Genomic DNA, 15,449 nt, shown 5'->3' with positions numbered 1-15,449 from the left:
AATCTTGTACTTCATCCAAAGTATCAAATAAATGCTTGCTCAGCCAACTATAACGTATGGTCCGATTATAGCGTTCAATATACGCATTCTGCTGTGGCTTACCCGGTTGAATATATTCAATACGAATACCGTGCTCAGTAGCCCAGCGCACAAATTCGTGACTGATAAATTCGGGACCATTATCGCATCGGATCACTAACGGTTTTTCTCTCCACTCCAGCAATTGATTCAACGTACGAATAACCCTGATTGTGGGCAATGAGAACCCTGCTTCAATGGCTAGGCCTTCGCGGCGGTAATCATCAATCACATTCAATAATCGAAACTTGCGACCATCGGAAAGCTGATCATGCATAAAATCTAATGACCAAACCTGATTTTCTCGGATTGGTTCTTTCAATGGTTCAGGCGCATGCCGTTTTAGTCTTCTTCTCGGTTTAATACGCAGATTCAGTGCCAACTCACAGTAAATGCGGTAAACCCGCTTGTGATTCCAGCAGCAACTCTCAACATGCCGTAAATACGAGAAGCACAAACCAAAGCCCCAATCGGAATTTTCCTCAGTGAGTTCAATGAGCTGTTCAGCAATGAGTGCATTGTCATCGCTGAGTTTGGCTTGATAGCGGTAGCAGGTTTCACTAATGCCAAATGCTTTACAAGCCAAACGAATACTAATGGCATGCTGGGCAACTGCCTGTTGTGCCATCTTACGCCGGCAAGATGGCTTTACCACTTTTTTGCCATCGCTTCCTGGATGATTTCGGCCTTTAATCGCTCTTCCGCATACATCTTTTTAAGTCTGGTATTTTCGGCTTCTAGCTCTTTCAGTCGAGCCATTAATGATGTATCCATACCACCATATTTGGCACGCCATTTATAAAAGGTAGCATTACTCATGCCGTGTTCACGGCAAAGGGTCGCTACAGGTGTGCCAGATTCTGCCTGTTTCAAGATGGACATGATCTGACTGTCAGTAAATTTAGATGTTTTCATGCAGAATCTCCTGCTCGTATCTTAAGAGAAAATTCTACTTTTAGATCCTTTTATTTTTAGGGGGGATTACCAGATCTCTTTATTAATATTCAGCTTTCTAGTTAATAGTTAAGAGTGCTTATATGTACTGAAATTAATTATAGGAAAAACAATTGGTTATGATGTAGGTTTTGGCTTACATAGTTGTGAGAAATTGCCTACAATTGTTTGAAAAATAGACAAAATTTACAAAATGATTTTTAATATAAATTTATGTTAAACAATAGTTTATATGATTTTATTGTTGAGATGATTTTTACATAAATAACAAAAAGTAACATGTACTTTAGGATATATATTTTCAAAATAAAAAAATTAGGCCATTAAATAAATATTCATTAAAATTTATTTTATGAAAGTATAAAAATAAGCAGTTTTAGTATGAAAAATTAATAATAAAAGTTATATGAACTAATCTATACTATTAAAAAATAGATATCCTTATCCCATTTTGGTGAGTTTAGATTATTGAAATGTAGATAGAGTTGGCAACCATACAGAGATGAGTAGTATTAGCGCCATTATTTTATTAAAAATTTTCATATGTTTAGTTTGAGAAAATAATCGGTTGCTTAGCCTGCCAGCTAAGGCCCAAATGTAAAGACAAGGAATAGCAATAACTAAAAAAATGAAGGATAAAATTGAGACATTCACCCAAATATCTTGCCCTTGTTTTGTGTAGACACTAATCACTGCAAAAGCCATCATCCAGGTTTTAGGATTAATTGCTTGCATAAAAAAGCCAGTAATGAAACCAATTGGACCTTTTTCTTTGTCTTGTTCAAAATGAGTAATCGGGTTGTAGCTATATAGCTTCCAAGCTAATGAGGTGAGCCAGATTAAACCAATCAATGTCATCAGTTTTTGAATAATTGGGTAAGCGAGCAAGGTGGAACCCAATCCAATACCAACGATGAGCACAAGTAGAGCAGCCCCGATACAAGAACCTAAAATAACAGGAAGCGTTTTAGAAATTTTATAACGGCTGCTTAAACTTAAAATTATAAAATTAGTTGGCCCTGGTGTAATTGAGGCAACAATAGCAAATAATGAAAATGCAGTAAGGTTTTCCATCTTGTCTACTTGAGTTAATAGGGGTATACAAGATGAAATAATTAAGATGTTTAATCTTGAAGATTTGTGCAGATTTTTCTATAGGCTGCTGGTGTTAAACCATAGCAACGTTTAAACCAACGACTTAAATGACTTTGGTCTGCAAAACATAAATCTGAGGCAACTTGTGCAGGAGAAAGGCTTCTGGCGAGTAAATCACGTGCTCGTGTCAGTCTAAGTTGAATGAGATATTGGTGAGGAGCCAAATGAAATGTTGCTTTAAAAATGCGGTGGATATGGTACCGGTCTAAGCCTGTCATGCGAGATATATCTTCGAGCCCGATGTCCTCAAATAGATGGTCATGCAAAATATCTCGGATTTGGTGTGCGATTCGAGGTGTATGAGTAGAAGATGATTGGTGAGCTTTTTTTAGCCATTTTCCTTGTGCAATATACTGAATAAGTAAGTCTAAACTATTATCTTTCACAATATTCATTTCTTTATAGTGCAGATGTTGGAATGCTTGAGAAGTAATAATAGCGAGCTGTTCATCTGACTTTAATGGTGCATCAATCACTAACTCGTAGTGATCAGGGCTATTATGAAATAACCCTTGGATTCGTTGTTTTAACCAGTCTGGATGTAGATAGAGCATTTGATAGGTAAAACCATCAGATGCAGGTGCATGTCCATCATGAATTTCTTCGGGTTCAAGCATAAAGACTTGTCCCGCATGACTATTAATTTGCTTTTTGCGGCAATGAAATTGTTGAATACCCGATTCGGTTACACCAATTAAATAACTCGAATGCCAGTGGGGATCATAAGCATGACCAGTAAAATGGGCACGGATGGTTTCAATACCTGTATTGGTATCTTTTGAAATATCCACCCAGTTGCCCATAACAATCTACCCATAAATTCTTAAGTTTAGCCCTTAGAACGGTACAAAAGAGTTGAGCGCAGTTCTAGAAGATTTGTGCAAAATTTAAAAAATTTAATGTGACCTAGTAACCAGCGCATAGCTTGCTTCGCTGGTTTTTTATTAAGATTTAAATTGATTAATCTGAACGCGTAGCTAGCCAAGTACTCATTTCTGGCCAGACTGCGGTAGGGGCTTGGCTTCCGGAAACAACTCCCATATGACCACCTGGCACGACCTTAAATATTTTGTCTTGGCTGCTAATTAAATCCATAAGCGGTTTGACGGCTTCTGCTGTAACAATAATATCTGTGCTCCCGCCCACAGCGAGTACTGAGCATTCAATATCTTTTAGATAGGCTGTAAGTTCACCGAATTTAATTACGCCATTAGATAGCTCATTATCAATCCAGAAACGGAGGATAATGTCACGCATGACTCCACCTGGATAGGCGAGCATATTATCGATAAATGAACTTGAGGTTGCATGGTCGACAATAAATTCTCGGTTATCGAGATTCTTAAAAAGTTCCCAATATGTTTTCAAATTTCCAATCGGGTCCGTTAATTTAAAACCTAGCGTGTTTTGCCATCCATGAATATGAAACGCTTCACTTGGCACATGGTGACGGATACGAAATGGTGTATGTTTACGAACCCATTCAGCAGGTTTGGTAAGACTACCGTAGAGTTTCCCCATATAGCCCGCTTTATGTGTATCGATAGGGGAAGCAAGAATAATCAGATTTTTAATATCTTTATCTTTAAATAATGCGGTATAGCAGAGCGAAAGTGCACCGCCTAAACTCCAGCCATGTAAAGAAAGTTGTTGCTGACCACTGTGGGCGCGAACTTGCTTTAACATTTCAGGCATAAAGACTTTAATGTAGGTGCCAAAATTGTATTTTGCTTGGTGTCGGGTGGGCACGCCCCAGTCAATGAGATAGACATCAAAGCCTTGTGCCAAAAAGAAGCGTACAAAACTACGAGTAGGAAATAAATCATAAATGAGCATGTTGACTGCTAATGGCGGAACAATAACTAGCGGTACGCGGTGTTTACGCGTAGACGCATCAGTCTCATTTCTATAATGCCTTAAGCTAATAATTTCATGCTTATAAATCACGTCAAAGGGCGTTTTTCCTGACAAGGCAATTTGAGGGCCTCTAAAAAATAGATCCGATGCATTGATCAGCATGTGAGGTATTTTTTGACCAGCACGTGTCTGAAGAGATTTTTTAATGGACTGTAGCTGTGGAACGTTCTCTCGAACTTTAAGCAATAAACTCATTGAACATAAAACCTATAAAGATGTTGCCCAGAACAATAACGAGCTGGTCTTTTAAGGATATTAAAGGGAATGAGAGTGAAGTTCAGTGACTTAAAAGACAGGATTTTTTGCTTAAGGTATCAAGGGGTAATTATTTCTAATTAATAATATTTTAGGTTAAATATTTGAAATTAAATAATTAAATTAATTGTATGGGGTAATTTTGTATAAAATATTTAAAAATTTAAGTTTTTCTTAAGAATCGTGAAAATTGATTGCTAGGGTAATTTTGTAAAGTTTATTTGTGTTTTTTTTACATATTAAAAAATAAAATATAATTATTTTACAATCCGTTAGGAATGTAATTAGAAAGTAGTATATATGGAATTTGTTTTTAATGGTTTTTATACACTAATTTCGGCGGTCATCGTTCTATTATTGGGCCGCTTTCTTGTTAATCGAATTGATTTTTTAAAACGCTACAATATTCCCGAACCTGTAGCAGGCGGTTTGGTTGCTGCGGTCGTCTCGCTACTTGTCCATACCATATGGGGATATAGCATTGTTTTTAGTAGCGAATTGCAAACCAGCTTTATGCTCGTATTCTTTGCTTCTATTGGTTTAAGTGCCAATTTTATGAAGCTTAAAGAAGGCGGTATGGCTTTGGTTATCTTCTTAGTCTGTGTAGCGTCCTTCATTGTTGTGCAAAATGCGGTAGGCATGAGTCTTGCGACGTTGCTTGGTCTTGATCCACTCATTGGCTTAATTGCTGGTTCTATTACCTTAACAGGTGGTCACGGTACAGCTGGAGCTTGGGGTGAAATTTTAGAAACTCAACATGGTATTCAGGGTGCTCTAGCTTTAGGAATGGCGAGTGCGACTTTTGGTTTGATTATTGGTGGTGTGATTGGTGGTCCATTAGCGAAACTGCTTATCAACCGCTATAGCCTTGCACAACCAAAAACCAATGCTGAGATTCAACAGCGCGATACGCATGTTGAGCAAAATTCTCATGATCTGGCGCCGTTTGAAAACCCGCATCAAGTTCGTTTAATTACAGCTGATAATGCAATTACTACACTGGGTATGTTTGCAGCGTGTTTGGCGTTTGCTGAATTTATGACAGGCTTTAGTAAAGGAACTTGGTTTGAGTTACCTACCTTTGTATGGGCGCTCGGTGGCGGAGTAATCTTAAGAAACATTTTAGAAAGCGTGTTGAAAATTGATATTTTCGACCGTGCGATTGATGTATTTGGTAATGCGTCTTTATCACTTTATTTAGCAATGGCATTGCTTTCATTAAAGCTTTGGCAACTTGCAGATTTAGCTGGTCCACTTGTGGTAATTTTGGGTGCTCAAACTATTACGATGGCGTTATATGCAGCATTTGTGACGTTCCGTGTAATGGGCAAAAACTATGATGCAGCGGTGTTATCAGCAGGGCATTGTGGTTTTGGTATGGGGGCAACACCAACAGCGGTTGCAAATATGCAGGCGATTACCAACATGTATGGTCCATCGCATAAGGCTTTTTTAATTGTTCCGCTTTGTGGTGCATTCTTTGTCGACTTAATTAATGCGACAGTCATTCAGCTGATGTTGAAATTTGTTGTTTAATGAAAAAAGCCCGTAAGGGCTTTTTTTTATGGGTGCTGTTTTATGAACATTAAAATAAAGAGATATTTTGTTCATAGGGATATTCTAAGTTTTTATTTTAGGACGATTTAAGTCATTTTATTTTTAGGATGCTTTTTCTCAAAAGTAATAATCGCCCTTAAACCTCGTTTCACATAGAATAAATTGCAGATAAATAAAATGAGAAATGTATGAGCTCAGAAGCACATTCAATTAGCTTGGTTGCCCCAGTGGTTTTATTGGCAGCGGCTGTCATTGCAGTTCCTATTTTTAAACGTATTGGTTTAGGTTCAGTACTTGGTTATTTAATCGCGGGTCTAATTATTGGCCCATTTGGTTTTGCTTTTTTTCAAGATTCCACCGCAATTTTGCATATTGCCGAGTTAGGAATTGTGATGTACCTATTTTTGATTGGCTTAGAGATGCAGCCATCACATTTATGGAGCCTTAGACGCGAAATTTTTGGCCTTGGTACATTACAGATCATCATTTGTGCACTGGCCTTGACTGGCGTAGGGTTGCTATTTGGTTTTACGTGGCAAGTCGCTTTTATTGGTGCAGCAGGGTTTGTATTAACGTCGACTGCAATTGTGATGCAGTTATTGGGTGATCGGGGTGATTTGACTCAGCCACGTGGGCAAAAGATTGTAGCCATCTTACTATTTGAAGATTTACTCATTGTGCCATTGCTGGCGATTGTCGCTTTTATGGCACCGAATCATGTGGTCGAAAGCACCTCTGTACGTTTAGAAAACATAGGAATTGGTTTAATCGCAATTGCAGGTCTGATTGCCGCAGGTTATTGGTTACTTAACCCATTATTTAGACTCTTGGCGGCTGCTAAAGCCCGAGAAGTCATGACGGCCGCTGCATTATTGGTGGTGTTGGGCGCGGCATTACTCATGCAAGTGAGCGGTTTGTCTATGGCAATGGGTGCATTCTTAGCGGGTGTGCTTTTATCTGAATCGACATTTAGACATCAAATTGAAGCGGATATTGAACCGTTCCGAGGAATCTTGCTGGGCCTCTTTTTCCTTGGGGTCGGCATGTCGTTGGATTTGTCAGTTGTTGCTCAAAACTGGCAACTCATTGTAAGCGGCGTAATTGCACTCATGCTTGCCAAAGCGCTCATGATTTATATAGTCGCCCGAATCACTAAAAGCCCTCATACAGAAGCATTGGATCGTGCCTTACTCATGGCACAAGGCGGAGAGTTTGCCTTTGTACTTTTCTCTGCCGCGTTAAGTGCACAAGTCATTGACAGTACGATCAAATCTAATCTGACTGCTATTGTTGTGCTTTCAATGGTGTTGACTCCTATTGTAGGGATTATTTTTAAACGGTTTACTCAATTTAAAGCGAATGTTTCATTAGAGAACGTCAATATTGCCGAAGGTTTAAGCGGTAGCGTTTTAATGATTGGATTTGGACGTTTTGGACAGGTCACCAGTCAACTCTTATTGGCAAGAGGTGTGGATGTCACCATTATTGACAATAATACGGACATGATTCGAAACGCGGAAAAATTCGGTTTTAAAATTTATTATGGAGATGGTTGTCGCTTAGATATTTTACATGCGTCTGGCGCGGCAACAGCGCAGGCGATTGGGGTGTGTGTCGATAGTAAAGAAACCACCAATAGAATTGTAGAACTCGTGACTCACGAATTTCCTTTGGCGAAATTATTAGTTCGTTCATATGACCGCGAGCACTCACTGCATTTGGTCAAACAAAAAGTAGACTTTATGATTCGTGAAACATTTGAATCTGCAATTAAGTTTGGGGGCGTTATTTTACAAGAGCTGGGCGTGGATGAAGACGAAGTAGAAAGAATTACCGAGGAAATTCGAGATCTGGACAATGAGCGCTTTGAAACTGAAATTGCAGCAGATGACGTAAATGCGGGAGCAGGGATGCAATATACTCATGCTCATCATCCAAGACCAACAGCACCCTTGATTCGACCAAAACGGGAAGGGCAGATTTTAAATAAAGACAACACCTCAGATAATGATTCTTGATGCGTATAAAGTTGAGTAGAAGCTCTGTTTAGAAGCCTTTTACTCAATAATTTTATGGCGAGAAATGTTTAAACTGCTAAACCGGATACCCCCAATAATCAAACGATCTTAGCTTAAGGTCGTCAGATTTTTAGTCATATTAAGCCCAATTATAAATGCTCTAACGCTGTGCCTTTAACCGGGTTTCTACGCCAGTAATAAGGTTGCAAAAATCTAAGAAAAAGCTTCCACGGTGTGATCCATGCAATGCGTCGGTTGGCTTTTTTATTTTCCATAATTTGTTTTGCTAAATACGCACAAACAATTTCTGGTGGGTCAATCACAAAGAAAAATAACCGTTTCATCTTTTTCCAGTTTTGGATGTTTCCATTAGTCCAAGAAGAAACTAACAGGTCTGTTGCCACCATGCCCGGACTAAGTGTGCCAGTTAAAATGGTTGTCGATTTGGTCTCTTTATAAAGTGCTTTACTAAAATAACTTACCGCTCGTTTGGTGGTGGCGTAGGGCGTCATGCCAGCACTCCATTCTCCATTGCTTCCCCAACCTTCCATATTAAAGATTTGACCATAACCTTGTTTGAGCATTCCTTTTAAAGCCACCTGCGAGCCGAGCATCGTACCTAAAATATTGGTTGAAACGGCTGCGTTTAACTCTTCTGGCTGAAGGTCGATAAAGTCTTTGGTGGGGTGACAGCTTCCTGCATTATTAATCCACACATTAACCTGTCCAAAATGCTCAACTGCACTATCCCAAAGGGTTTGTACGTCGGAAACTTGGGTCACATCGCAACGTAGACCCATGAATTTTTCTTTATTGAAATGAGTTTCTAATTGAGAAAGCGCATGGTTCAGATGTTCTGGGTTACGTCCAGCTATCACCACGGAACACCCAAGCTCTAAAAAAGCGTGGGCGAGGGCTAAACCAATCCCCTTGGTACTTCCTGTAATGACCACACTGCAAACTTCAGTTTTAGATAGGCTCATTGAAATCTCTATATAAAATTTTTTAACTATTTAGAAAAAGTATTAAATAACTCAAAATCAATTAGAGGTTTGCTCATTTAATAAGATGAGATAGACAATAGATAAACTTATCATCGAAACATTCATTACGATAGGGTTATAAGGCAAGATAAGCGTTGATGGTATTAAAAAACCAATTAAAAGAAGCAGTCCAAGCAAACCCAAAATACTTAAATAGTGAATATATTTATGTGCAGTAAAGAGAAAACATAAACCAAAAATGATTTCGGTTATACCGCTCGCGTGACCCGCAAGTTTCGCATTTTCTAGAGATAATCCCATCCATTGCCACACAAAGATTTCATCAGAGTTAAGAAATAGAAATTTCGGAACGAGTCCTTGATAAATCCATAAAAAAGTGAGCACAAGGTTTATAAATTTGAAGATATTAATATTTTTCATGGAAATTACTTTAAGGGGTTAAAATTTTCTTTAGATTAGGTTTGGCCTATTATCTTTAGGTTCATTTATTTCTTCAAGCTCTATTGAAGAAAGCAGTCTAGATTAAAATTTTATAAATATTCTTTTTTGTAAATTGATAATGAATTGGTCTGGCTATTAAAGTTTTTTGAAGTATAGAAGATTGCCCTTGTAAGAGGGGTGTATAGCTTATAGTTCACGAACTCATCTTAATATATTATAGAAATTAAGAAATTCAATGTGTCCGAAGTTTTACTGAAAGTCTGGTGCTAAATAATGAAAAGAAAAAATACAAAAATTGGTGATGTATTTGTAGTTAAGTTAGACAATGGAAGAAAAAAATACTTTCAATTAGTGGCTTTTGATTTAACTCAATTAAATAGTGATGTAATTCGAGTGTTTAGAACAGAGTATCCGGAAAGCATTGATTCCAATTTATTCGAAATTATTAAGGATGAGGTAGATTTTTACGCACACTGCGTAACTAGTTTAGGTATTAAATTCGGTTTTTGGGAATGGGCTGGGAACTTGACGGGAGTCGGAAATATTGATGTTTTATTCCGTAGTAGTAGCGATAGTCCAAAAACAAAAATATCTAATAATTGGTGGATTTGGAAAGTAAATGAGCCGCAGCAATATGTAGGAAAACTAGAAGGGGAAAATAAAGTTGCAGAAATCGGAAGTGTTATGCCAGCAGATAGTATTGTTTATAGAATGAAAACAGGTAAGTATGATTTTGTATATCCTAATTTTGAATAAAATATAAAAGCTTTTATTTTGTTGATTTTATCTAAATTAAATAGTCATTTTTTTTATGAAGGATTTAAAAATGATTGATTTTGAAAAGAATATTGAAGGTTGTTATTTAGGGGGAATTCCCATAAATATTTTAAAAGAAAGATTAAATTTTAAAGCTCTTAGTCAATATCTATTTGCAAAAGAACTATTAAAGATCGCACAAAATTCAAAAAATAGTGAGGCTGTGCATCTGGCTTTTCTTATATTTGATGAGCATAAATTACAAGAAAACGATTTCGGCCTATTGGACATCTTTTTTTCAGACTGGCACGATGCTCATGAAGATATCGTTTTTACAGTGAGTAGAATTAGAAATTGTAATTTAGTGGAATTTTTTAATAATGCTATCCATTTTGTTCCAAGTTATATGATGGAAGATGACTTAAGGGGACTTGCTCGGAAGGCATTTTTTGGCTTAGGCACAAATATAAAATGCCCTAAGTCTATGGAGTATTTAAACCAGTATATTAATTCATCAGATACTATATTAAAAAAATTTGCTGAAGAGCAGCTTGTAATATTTTATAAAAATAATGAATTTTGATTATCTAATTAAATGAAAAACAATAATTATTTAACCAATTTCTAGCCAATATCACATTGACACTCTAAACCCTGCCAATTATGCTTTACCCGCTGACCTACATTGTCAGCCGGCTTTGACAGGCTGATTTTCATCTAGGGCACCAAGAAAGTAATTTTTTGGTGACGAACACGTTCGTCCCCCCTTCGTAGCGGCAGGACGGAGGTGGGACGCCTTGTGCGTGCCAGTTCCTAGATGACTGGTCTGTCAACCCGCCTTCGTTCTGCCACCATAATTATTTGACAGTAATTCGGTAGAACTTCTATTTCATCTAGGAGTCCGCCATGCGTACTATTTCTTCTTATTTTTTGGCCTTTGCTAGATTCTTTCTATCCATACCGCTCAACTGGTCTTTAAAACGGTTTAAACATTTATAGGTTTAACCTTTAGATCGTTACGACTAAAAAATCATAGCAACAATAAAACCCGAGATAGGTTAGCGCATCCTTTTTTGTGCAGCTTAGCCATGCCTGTTTTTAACACTCATTTTAAGAGTGACGGCATTTCTATCTCTTTTATATACAACAAAAAATTATTTTAAGCGGTATAACTATGCCAAATTTAGAAAATTCATTTAGAGCACTCAGAGTGCTTCACGTAGCAAAAGACTTATTTAATCAATATGGCTTTCATAATGTAGGGGTCGACCGAATTATTGCGGAAGCTAAAGTGGCCAAATCCACTTTTTATAACGACTTTCACTCAAAAGCACGACTCATCGAGATGTGTCTCACTTTTCAAAAAGATGCATTAAAAAACGAAGTGTTTTCAATTATCCATTCATACCGTGAACTCATGTTATTCGATAAGCTCCAGAAAATTTACTTTTTACATGCCAATTTAGAGGGTTTTTACCGTTTACCCTTTAAAGCCATTTTTGAAATTGAGAAGCTTTATCCCACGGCATATAAAGTCGTCATTGACTATCGAAACTGGTTTATTGATGAAATTTATAAATTACTTTTAAATCTAAAAGCTACTGCTTCAATGGAAGATGCTCACCTGTTTTTATTTGTGATTGATGGCGCTATGGTTCAGCTATTAGGCGAAAATCAGCTAGATGACCGAGATAGATTATTAAATTACTTTTTGGCAATGATTGATTCGGATTAAGTCAATTGTATTGAAAAGATTTCAATAAACAATTTAATTGCAGAGGTGAAAAGTGAGGTTACGAGAACCTCACTTTATATAGGTACTTATTTTCCTTTTTTGGTTTTTAAGTACTCTTCATAAGCTTCATCTGCAAAGCGTCTTAAAGAATCGCCAATCGCGGCATATTGATATTCGTTAAGGTTTGCTAAAGAAGCGCGGGCAGAAGGATGTTGCACCCCAAAACCAGAACCTGGCAGTAAAACGACACCTGTCTCGTCAGCTACTTTAAACAATAGCTCAGTTGGGTTTTTATTTTTCATAACCCAGTCGGCAAACTCGTCTCCGTACAAGATACGTGAGGTATTTTCCAGATTGACTAAAGTGTAATAGTCGACCGCATTTGGATCTATCGGAATTTCAACTCCAAGTTGGCGATAAAGTGCTGCATCACGTTCACGAACAACAGATTTAACCGCTTTTTTGTAGCTTTGGCGTGAGTCCATCATGTTAAATAAGGCAAATAGCACCATTTGAACTTGCTGTGGAGTAGAGAGGCCCGCGGTATGGTTTAGGGCGACATTTCGGCTATCGGCAACTAAGCGGTCAATAAACTTGATACTGGCTGGATCAGTCGTTAAAGATGAATAGCGTTCTTCAAGCTCTTTTTTCTCTTGTTTTGATAGGTTTGCAATTTTTTGATCAAGCACATTGTTATTTGAAAGGGCAATGACACCAAGCCGCCAACCAGTGGCACCAAAGTATTTAGAGAACGAGTAAACCAAAATTGTATTATTCGGACATATTGCAAAAAGTGATTTGAAATTATCGGCAAAAGTACCGTAAACATCATCTGTCAAGATAATCAGATCTGGACGTTTTTTTACAATATCTGCCAAAATCGCGAGTCCTTCATCACTCATTTTTACAGATGGCGGGTTGCTCGGATTGACTAAAAAGAATGCTTTAATTGATGGATCTTCTAACTTTCTGAGTTCCGATTCTGGATATTGCCAGTCTAAATTTGGATCGGCTTCAATTAATACTTCTTCAAGCTGATAGTCATTGAGTTTCGGAATTTCTAAATAAGGCGTAAAAATTGGACTACCAATGGCAATACGGTCACCATTTTTAATAATTTTATTTTCTTTTAATGAGTTAAAGATATAGGCCATCGCTGCGGTTCCGCCTTCAACCGCAAACAAATCTAAGTCTCTTTTTTGCATGCCTTGTACGCCCATTTCCCGCAAAACGTACTCTTTAATAATTGTTTCACTTACTCTGAGCATGCGATCCGGCACCGGATAGTTACAACCTAAAATGCCTTCGACCATTTCAAGTAGAAAAAGATCTGGGTTTAAACCTAACTGGTCGCGTACATAAGATACGGCTTTGCCTAAAAAGACGACGCCGGGTTTATCACGGTTTTCTAAAATGAAATTATCAAAACGTGACTGAAGCCCAACGGGGCGAGGGAATCCGCCTAAACCTTCAGGCATATAAGAAAAAGAAAACTCAGATTCAGTCGCTGAAAATAGGCCGAGTTGAAAGAATGCTCTACGAGGAATGGTAGCGAGAAAGTTTGGATTACCTCGCCCAGCATTCAGCATCATTCGGTCAGTTCTGCTTTGAGCTAATGCGATTAAATTATCTTTGAGTTCAAATGGGCTGAGTTTTGCATATTTAGAATAATCGACTTTCCCCATGGGACGTCTCCTTAATTATAGTGAAATGAATAAATTTTTAATTCAATGCATAAAATCAGGCTAAGCCTACGATGACTGGTCCAAGTAAAGTTAAGAACACATTCGCTAAGGCATAGGTGATTGCAAAAGGAACGGTAGGAATTGAATTTCCTGCCTTGTCTAAGATTGCGCCGAATGCAGGGTTTGCACTGCGTGAACCAGATAGCGCACCAGCCATAACCGCAACGTTTTTATAGCGCAGGACATAACGAGCGAACAGCATAGAAAGGAGCAGTGGAACGAGCGTCACAACAACCCCAATCATAAAGAGTGATAGGCCGCTTTCTCTAATGGTTTGAATTGCTTGTAAACCGGACTGTAACCCAACAGCGGCAACGAAACCTGCAAGACCTAAGTCTTTTAAAAGTTGTGATGCAGCTAGAGGCATGTTGCCATGAACCTGATTTCGACTTCGTATCCAGCCAAATAGAAGGCCTGATAATAAAGCTCCGCCGCCTGCTCCTAAAGTTAAGGGCACATCGCCTAAGCGAATAACAAACAGACCAAGGACTAAACCAACGACAAGACCAGCACCATGAAAAATCCAGTCCGTTTTTAAGCTTTCTGGCAAGGCTTTACCTGCTTCTTTGACTAAACGTTCCAGATCACTTTTTGTGCCGTAGACGGTGACAACATCACCTTGGCGTAAAACGGTATCATCACTTAAAGGCTGTGACTCATCATTGCGTTTAATCGCAAGTACATAAATACCGTGTTTTAAGTAAGCAGGGGTATTGGCCTTCACATCTCCTAAGGTACGGTTGAGATATTTGGAATTTCTTAAGATAACATCGCTGGTATCCATAATCATTTCCATACCTTGTGATGACTGTAGTTCAGTCCCAATCTGCTCGGCAATTTGGACTACATTTGCACGGCGACCTACCAGCAATATCACGTCGTCAGTTTGTAAAATCAGCTCGGGAGCCACATCAATAAACTGGTCTTTACGTTTTAACCGCTCAATTGTGATACTCGGTTCACGTGCCTCGATTTCGGCAATCGTTTGACCGTTTGCTTGCTTAACTTTATAAATACGGCCCACAATTTCCGGCATGGCAAGTTCTTGACCCGGCGCTAATTCAAAAGCGCCTTTGAGTCGTTCACTTTGAGCTTTTAAAGCGTCATCATGAATTTCCTTACCCATAAATTTAGGCAAGATATTCACACATACAATAATTGCGCCTAACGAACCAAAAATGTAAGTGACCGCATAGCCAATCGCGACATTGGCTGATGTGTGCTGAAAAAACAGGAGGTTTTAACTTGGTAAACTAAACACACTCATCAGGAGTTTACCATGAGCAAGAAACACAAGACTTACACCACAGAATTTAAAGCTGAAGCCATCAAATTAATTGAAGCCAATCAAGGCAATGTCTCGGAAACAGCCAGACAACTTAGCATTTCAATGCAAACTCTTTCAAATTGGAATACCAAAGCAAAGGCTGGAACTTTAGCAGGTACAAAACAGTATTCACCTGATCTAAACGCTCTACTCGAAGAAAATAAAAAACTCAAACAACAGCTCAAAATAGCTGAAATGGAACGTGAATTTTTAAAAAAGGCAGCAGCGTACTTTGCCAAAGAAAGTCAGTAAGGTACGCCTATATGAAACAAAAAAGATATTCTTTTCCAATTACCTTAATGGCTCGATTACTTCATGTTTCAGTTTCATGTTTTTATGATTGGCTCAAGAGAGGCGTGAGCAAAAGAACGATTCAACGAAATCAACAGACGATATTGGTGAAAATAGCCCATGAGGAGACAAAGCAGAGCTATGGTTATATTCGATTAACCAAATACTTACAAGCTCAGGGTATAAAAATGAGTATGTACGCTGTACGTCAGATAA

12 protein-coding genes and 2 pseudogenes are annotated in these 15,449 nt (G+C 38.1%); 6 read left to right on the top strand and 8 right to left on the bottom strand.

Going from position 1 to position 15,449, the window contains the following annotated elements:
* The 4 genes from ACINWC141_RS02705 to ACINWC141_RS02685 form a co-directional block, all read right to left on the bottom strand.
* Nucleotides 1–993 (bottom strand): IS3 family transposase gene (locus ACINWC141_RS02705; RefSeq protein ID WP_155757871.1). Its coding sequence is split into 2 segments (ribosomal slippage), with 994 coding nucleotides annotated over them: nt 1–741 and nt 741–993; the frame shifts between segments, so codons are not numbered across the junction. This gene is flagged as partial in the annotation.
* A 504-nt stretch (nt 994–1,497) separates the two neighbouring features.
* The gene (locus tag ACINWC141_RS02695; RefSeq protein WP_009387713.1) at nt 1,498–2,106 is read right to left on the bottom strand and encodes a LysE family translocator; all 609 of its coding nucleotides are present in this window, start codon (nt 2,104–2,106) and stop codon (nt 1,498–1,500) included.
* 50 nt (nt 2,107–2,156) lie between these two features.
* On the bottom strand, nt 2,157–2,990 hold the full coding sequence (locus ACINWC141_RS02690; protein ID WP_009387715.1) for an AraC family transcriptional regulator: 834 nt from the start codon (nt 2,988–2,990) through the stop codon (nt 2,157–2,159).
* Between the two features lie 157 nt (nt 2,991–3,147).
* Nucleotides 3,148–4,299: an alpha/beta fold hydrolase gene (locus ACINWC141_RS02685; RefSeq protein ID WP_009387718.1), complete on the bottom strand. Its 1,152-nt coding sequence runs from the start codon at nt 4,297–4,299 to the stop codon at nt 3,148–3,150.
* Nucleotides 4,300–4,659: 360 nt separating this feature from the next.
* Here ACINWC141_RS02685 and gltS point away from each other — a divergent pair, with 360 nt between their 5' ends.
* On the top strand, nt 4,660–5,895 hold the full coding sequence (gene gltS / locus ACINWC141_RS02680; protein ID WP_009387720.1) for a sodium/glutamate symporter: 1,236 nt from the start codon (nt 4,660–4,662) through the stop codon (nt 5,893–5,895).
* A gap of 209 nt (nt 5,896–6,104) precedes the next feature.
* Nucleotides 6,105–7,934 (top strand): monovalent cation:proton antiporter-2 (CPA2) family protein, encoded by a 1,830-nt coding sequence (locus tag ACINWC141_RS02675; protein ID WP_009387711.1) that lies wholly within the window; start codon nt 6,105–6,107, stop codon nt 7,932–7,934.
* Nucleotides 7,935–8,083: 149 nt separating this feature from the next.
* Here the strand turns inward: ACINWC141_RS02675 and ACINWC141_RS02670 are convergent, their stop codons facing one another.
* A complete protein-coding gene (locus ACINWC141_RS02670) occupies nt 8,084–8,917 on the bottom strand; it encodes an SDR family NAD(P)-dependent oxidoreductase (protein ID WP_009387709.1) in 834 nt (277 codons plus the stop codon).
* 57 nt (nt 8,918–8,974) lie between these two features.
* On the bottom strand, nt 8,975–9,358 hold the full coding sequence (locus ACINWC141_RS02665; protein ID WP_009387712.1) for a DoxX-like family protein: 384 nt from the start codon (nt 9,356–9,358) through the stop codon (nt 8,975–8,977).
* A 294-nt stretch (nt 9,359–9,652) separates the two neighbouring features.
* Between ACINWC141_RS02665 and ACINWC141_RS02660 the strand changes: the two genes are divergently transcribed.
* From ACINWC141_RS02660 to ACINWC141_RS02650, 3 genes are all read left to right on the top strand, one after another.
* Nucleotides 9,653–10,135: a hypothetical protein gene (locus ACINWC141_RS02660; protein WP_009387719.1), complete on the top strand. Its 483-nt coding sequence runs from the start codon at nt 9,653–9,655 to the stop codon at nt 10,133–10,135.
* A 70-nt stretch (nt 10,136–10,205) separates the two neighbouring features.
* A complete protein-coding gene (locus ACINWC141_RS02655; RefSeq protein WP_009387717.1) occupies nt 10,206–10,718 on the top strand; it encodes a hypothetical protein in 513 nt (170 codons plus the stop codon).
* Between the two features lie 591 nt (nt 10,719–11,309).
* Nucleotides 11,310–11,870 carry a TetR/AcrR family transcriptional regulator gene (locus ACINWC141_RS02650; RefSeq protein ID WP_009387710.1) on the top strand — a complete coding sequence of 187 codons (561 nt, stop codon included), beginning with the start codon at nt 11,310–11,312 and terminating at the stop codon, nt 11,868–11,870.
* Nucleotides 11,871–11,956: 86 nt separating this feature from the next.
* Here ACINWC141_RS02650 and ACINWC141_RS02645 read toward each other — a convergent pair whose 3' ends face one another.
* Entirely contained in the window at nt 11,957–13,555 is a 1,599-nt protein-coding gene (locus ACINWC141_RS02645; RefSeq protein ID WP_009387714.1) for a bifunctional aspartate transaminase/aspartate 4-decarboxylase, read from the bottom strand.
* 55 nt (nt 13,556–13,610) lie between these two features.
* Nucleotides 13,611–14,840: pseudogene (locus ACINWC141_RS02640) on the bottom strand (aspartate-alanine antiporter-like transporter); the annotation flags it as partial.
* Between the two features lie 54 nt (nt 14,841–14,894).
* Here ACINWC141_RS02640 and ACINWC141_RS19255 point away from each other — a divergent pair.
* Nucleotides 14,895–15,449, top strand: a pseudogene (locus ACINWC141_RS19255) (IS3-like element ISAba22 family transposase); the annotation flags it as partial.

The sequence above is a fragment of the Acinetobacter sp. WC-141 genome (assembly GCF_000313935.1).
GTDB lineage: Bacteria > Pseudomonadota > Gammaproteobacteria > Pseudomonadales > Moraxellaceae > Acinetobacter.
This window is presented reverse-complemented; position numbering and strand designations above follow the sequence as displayed.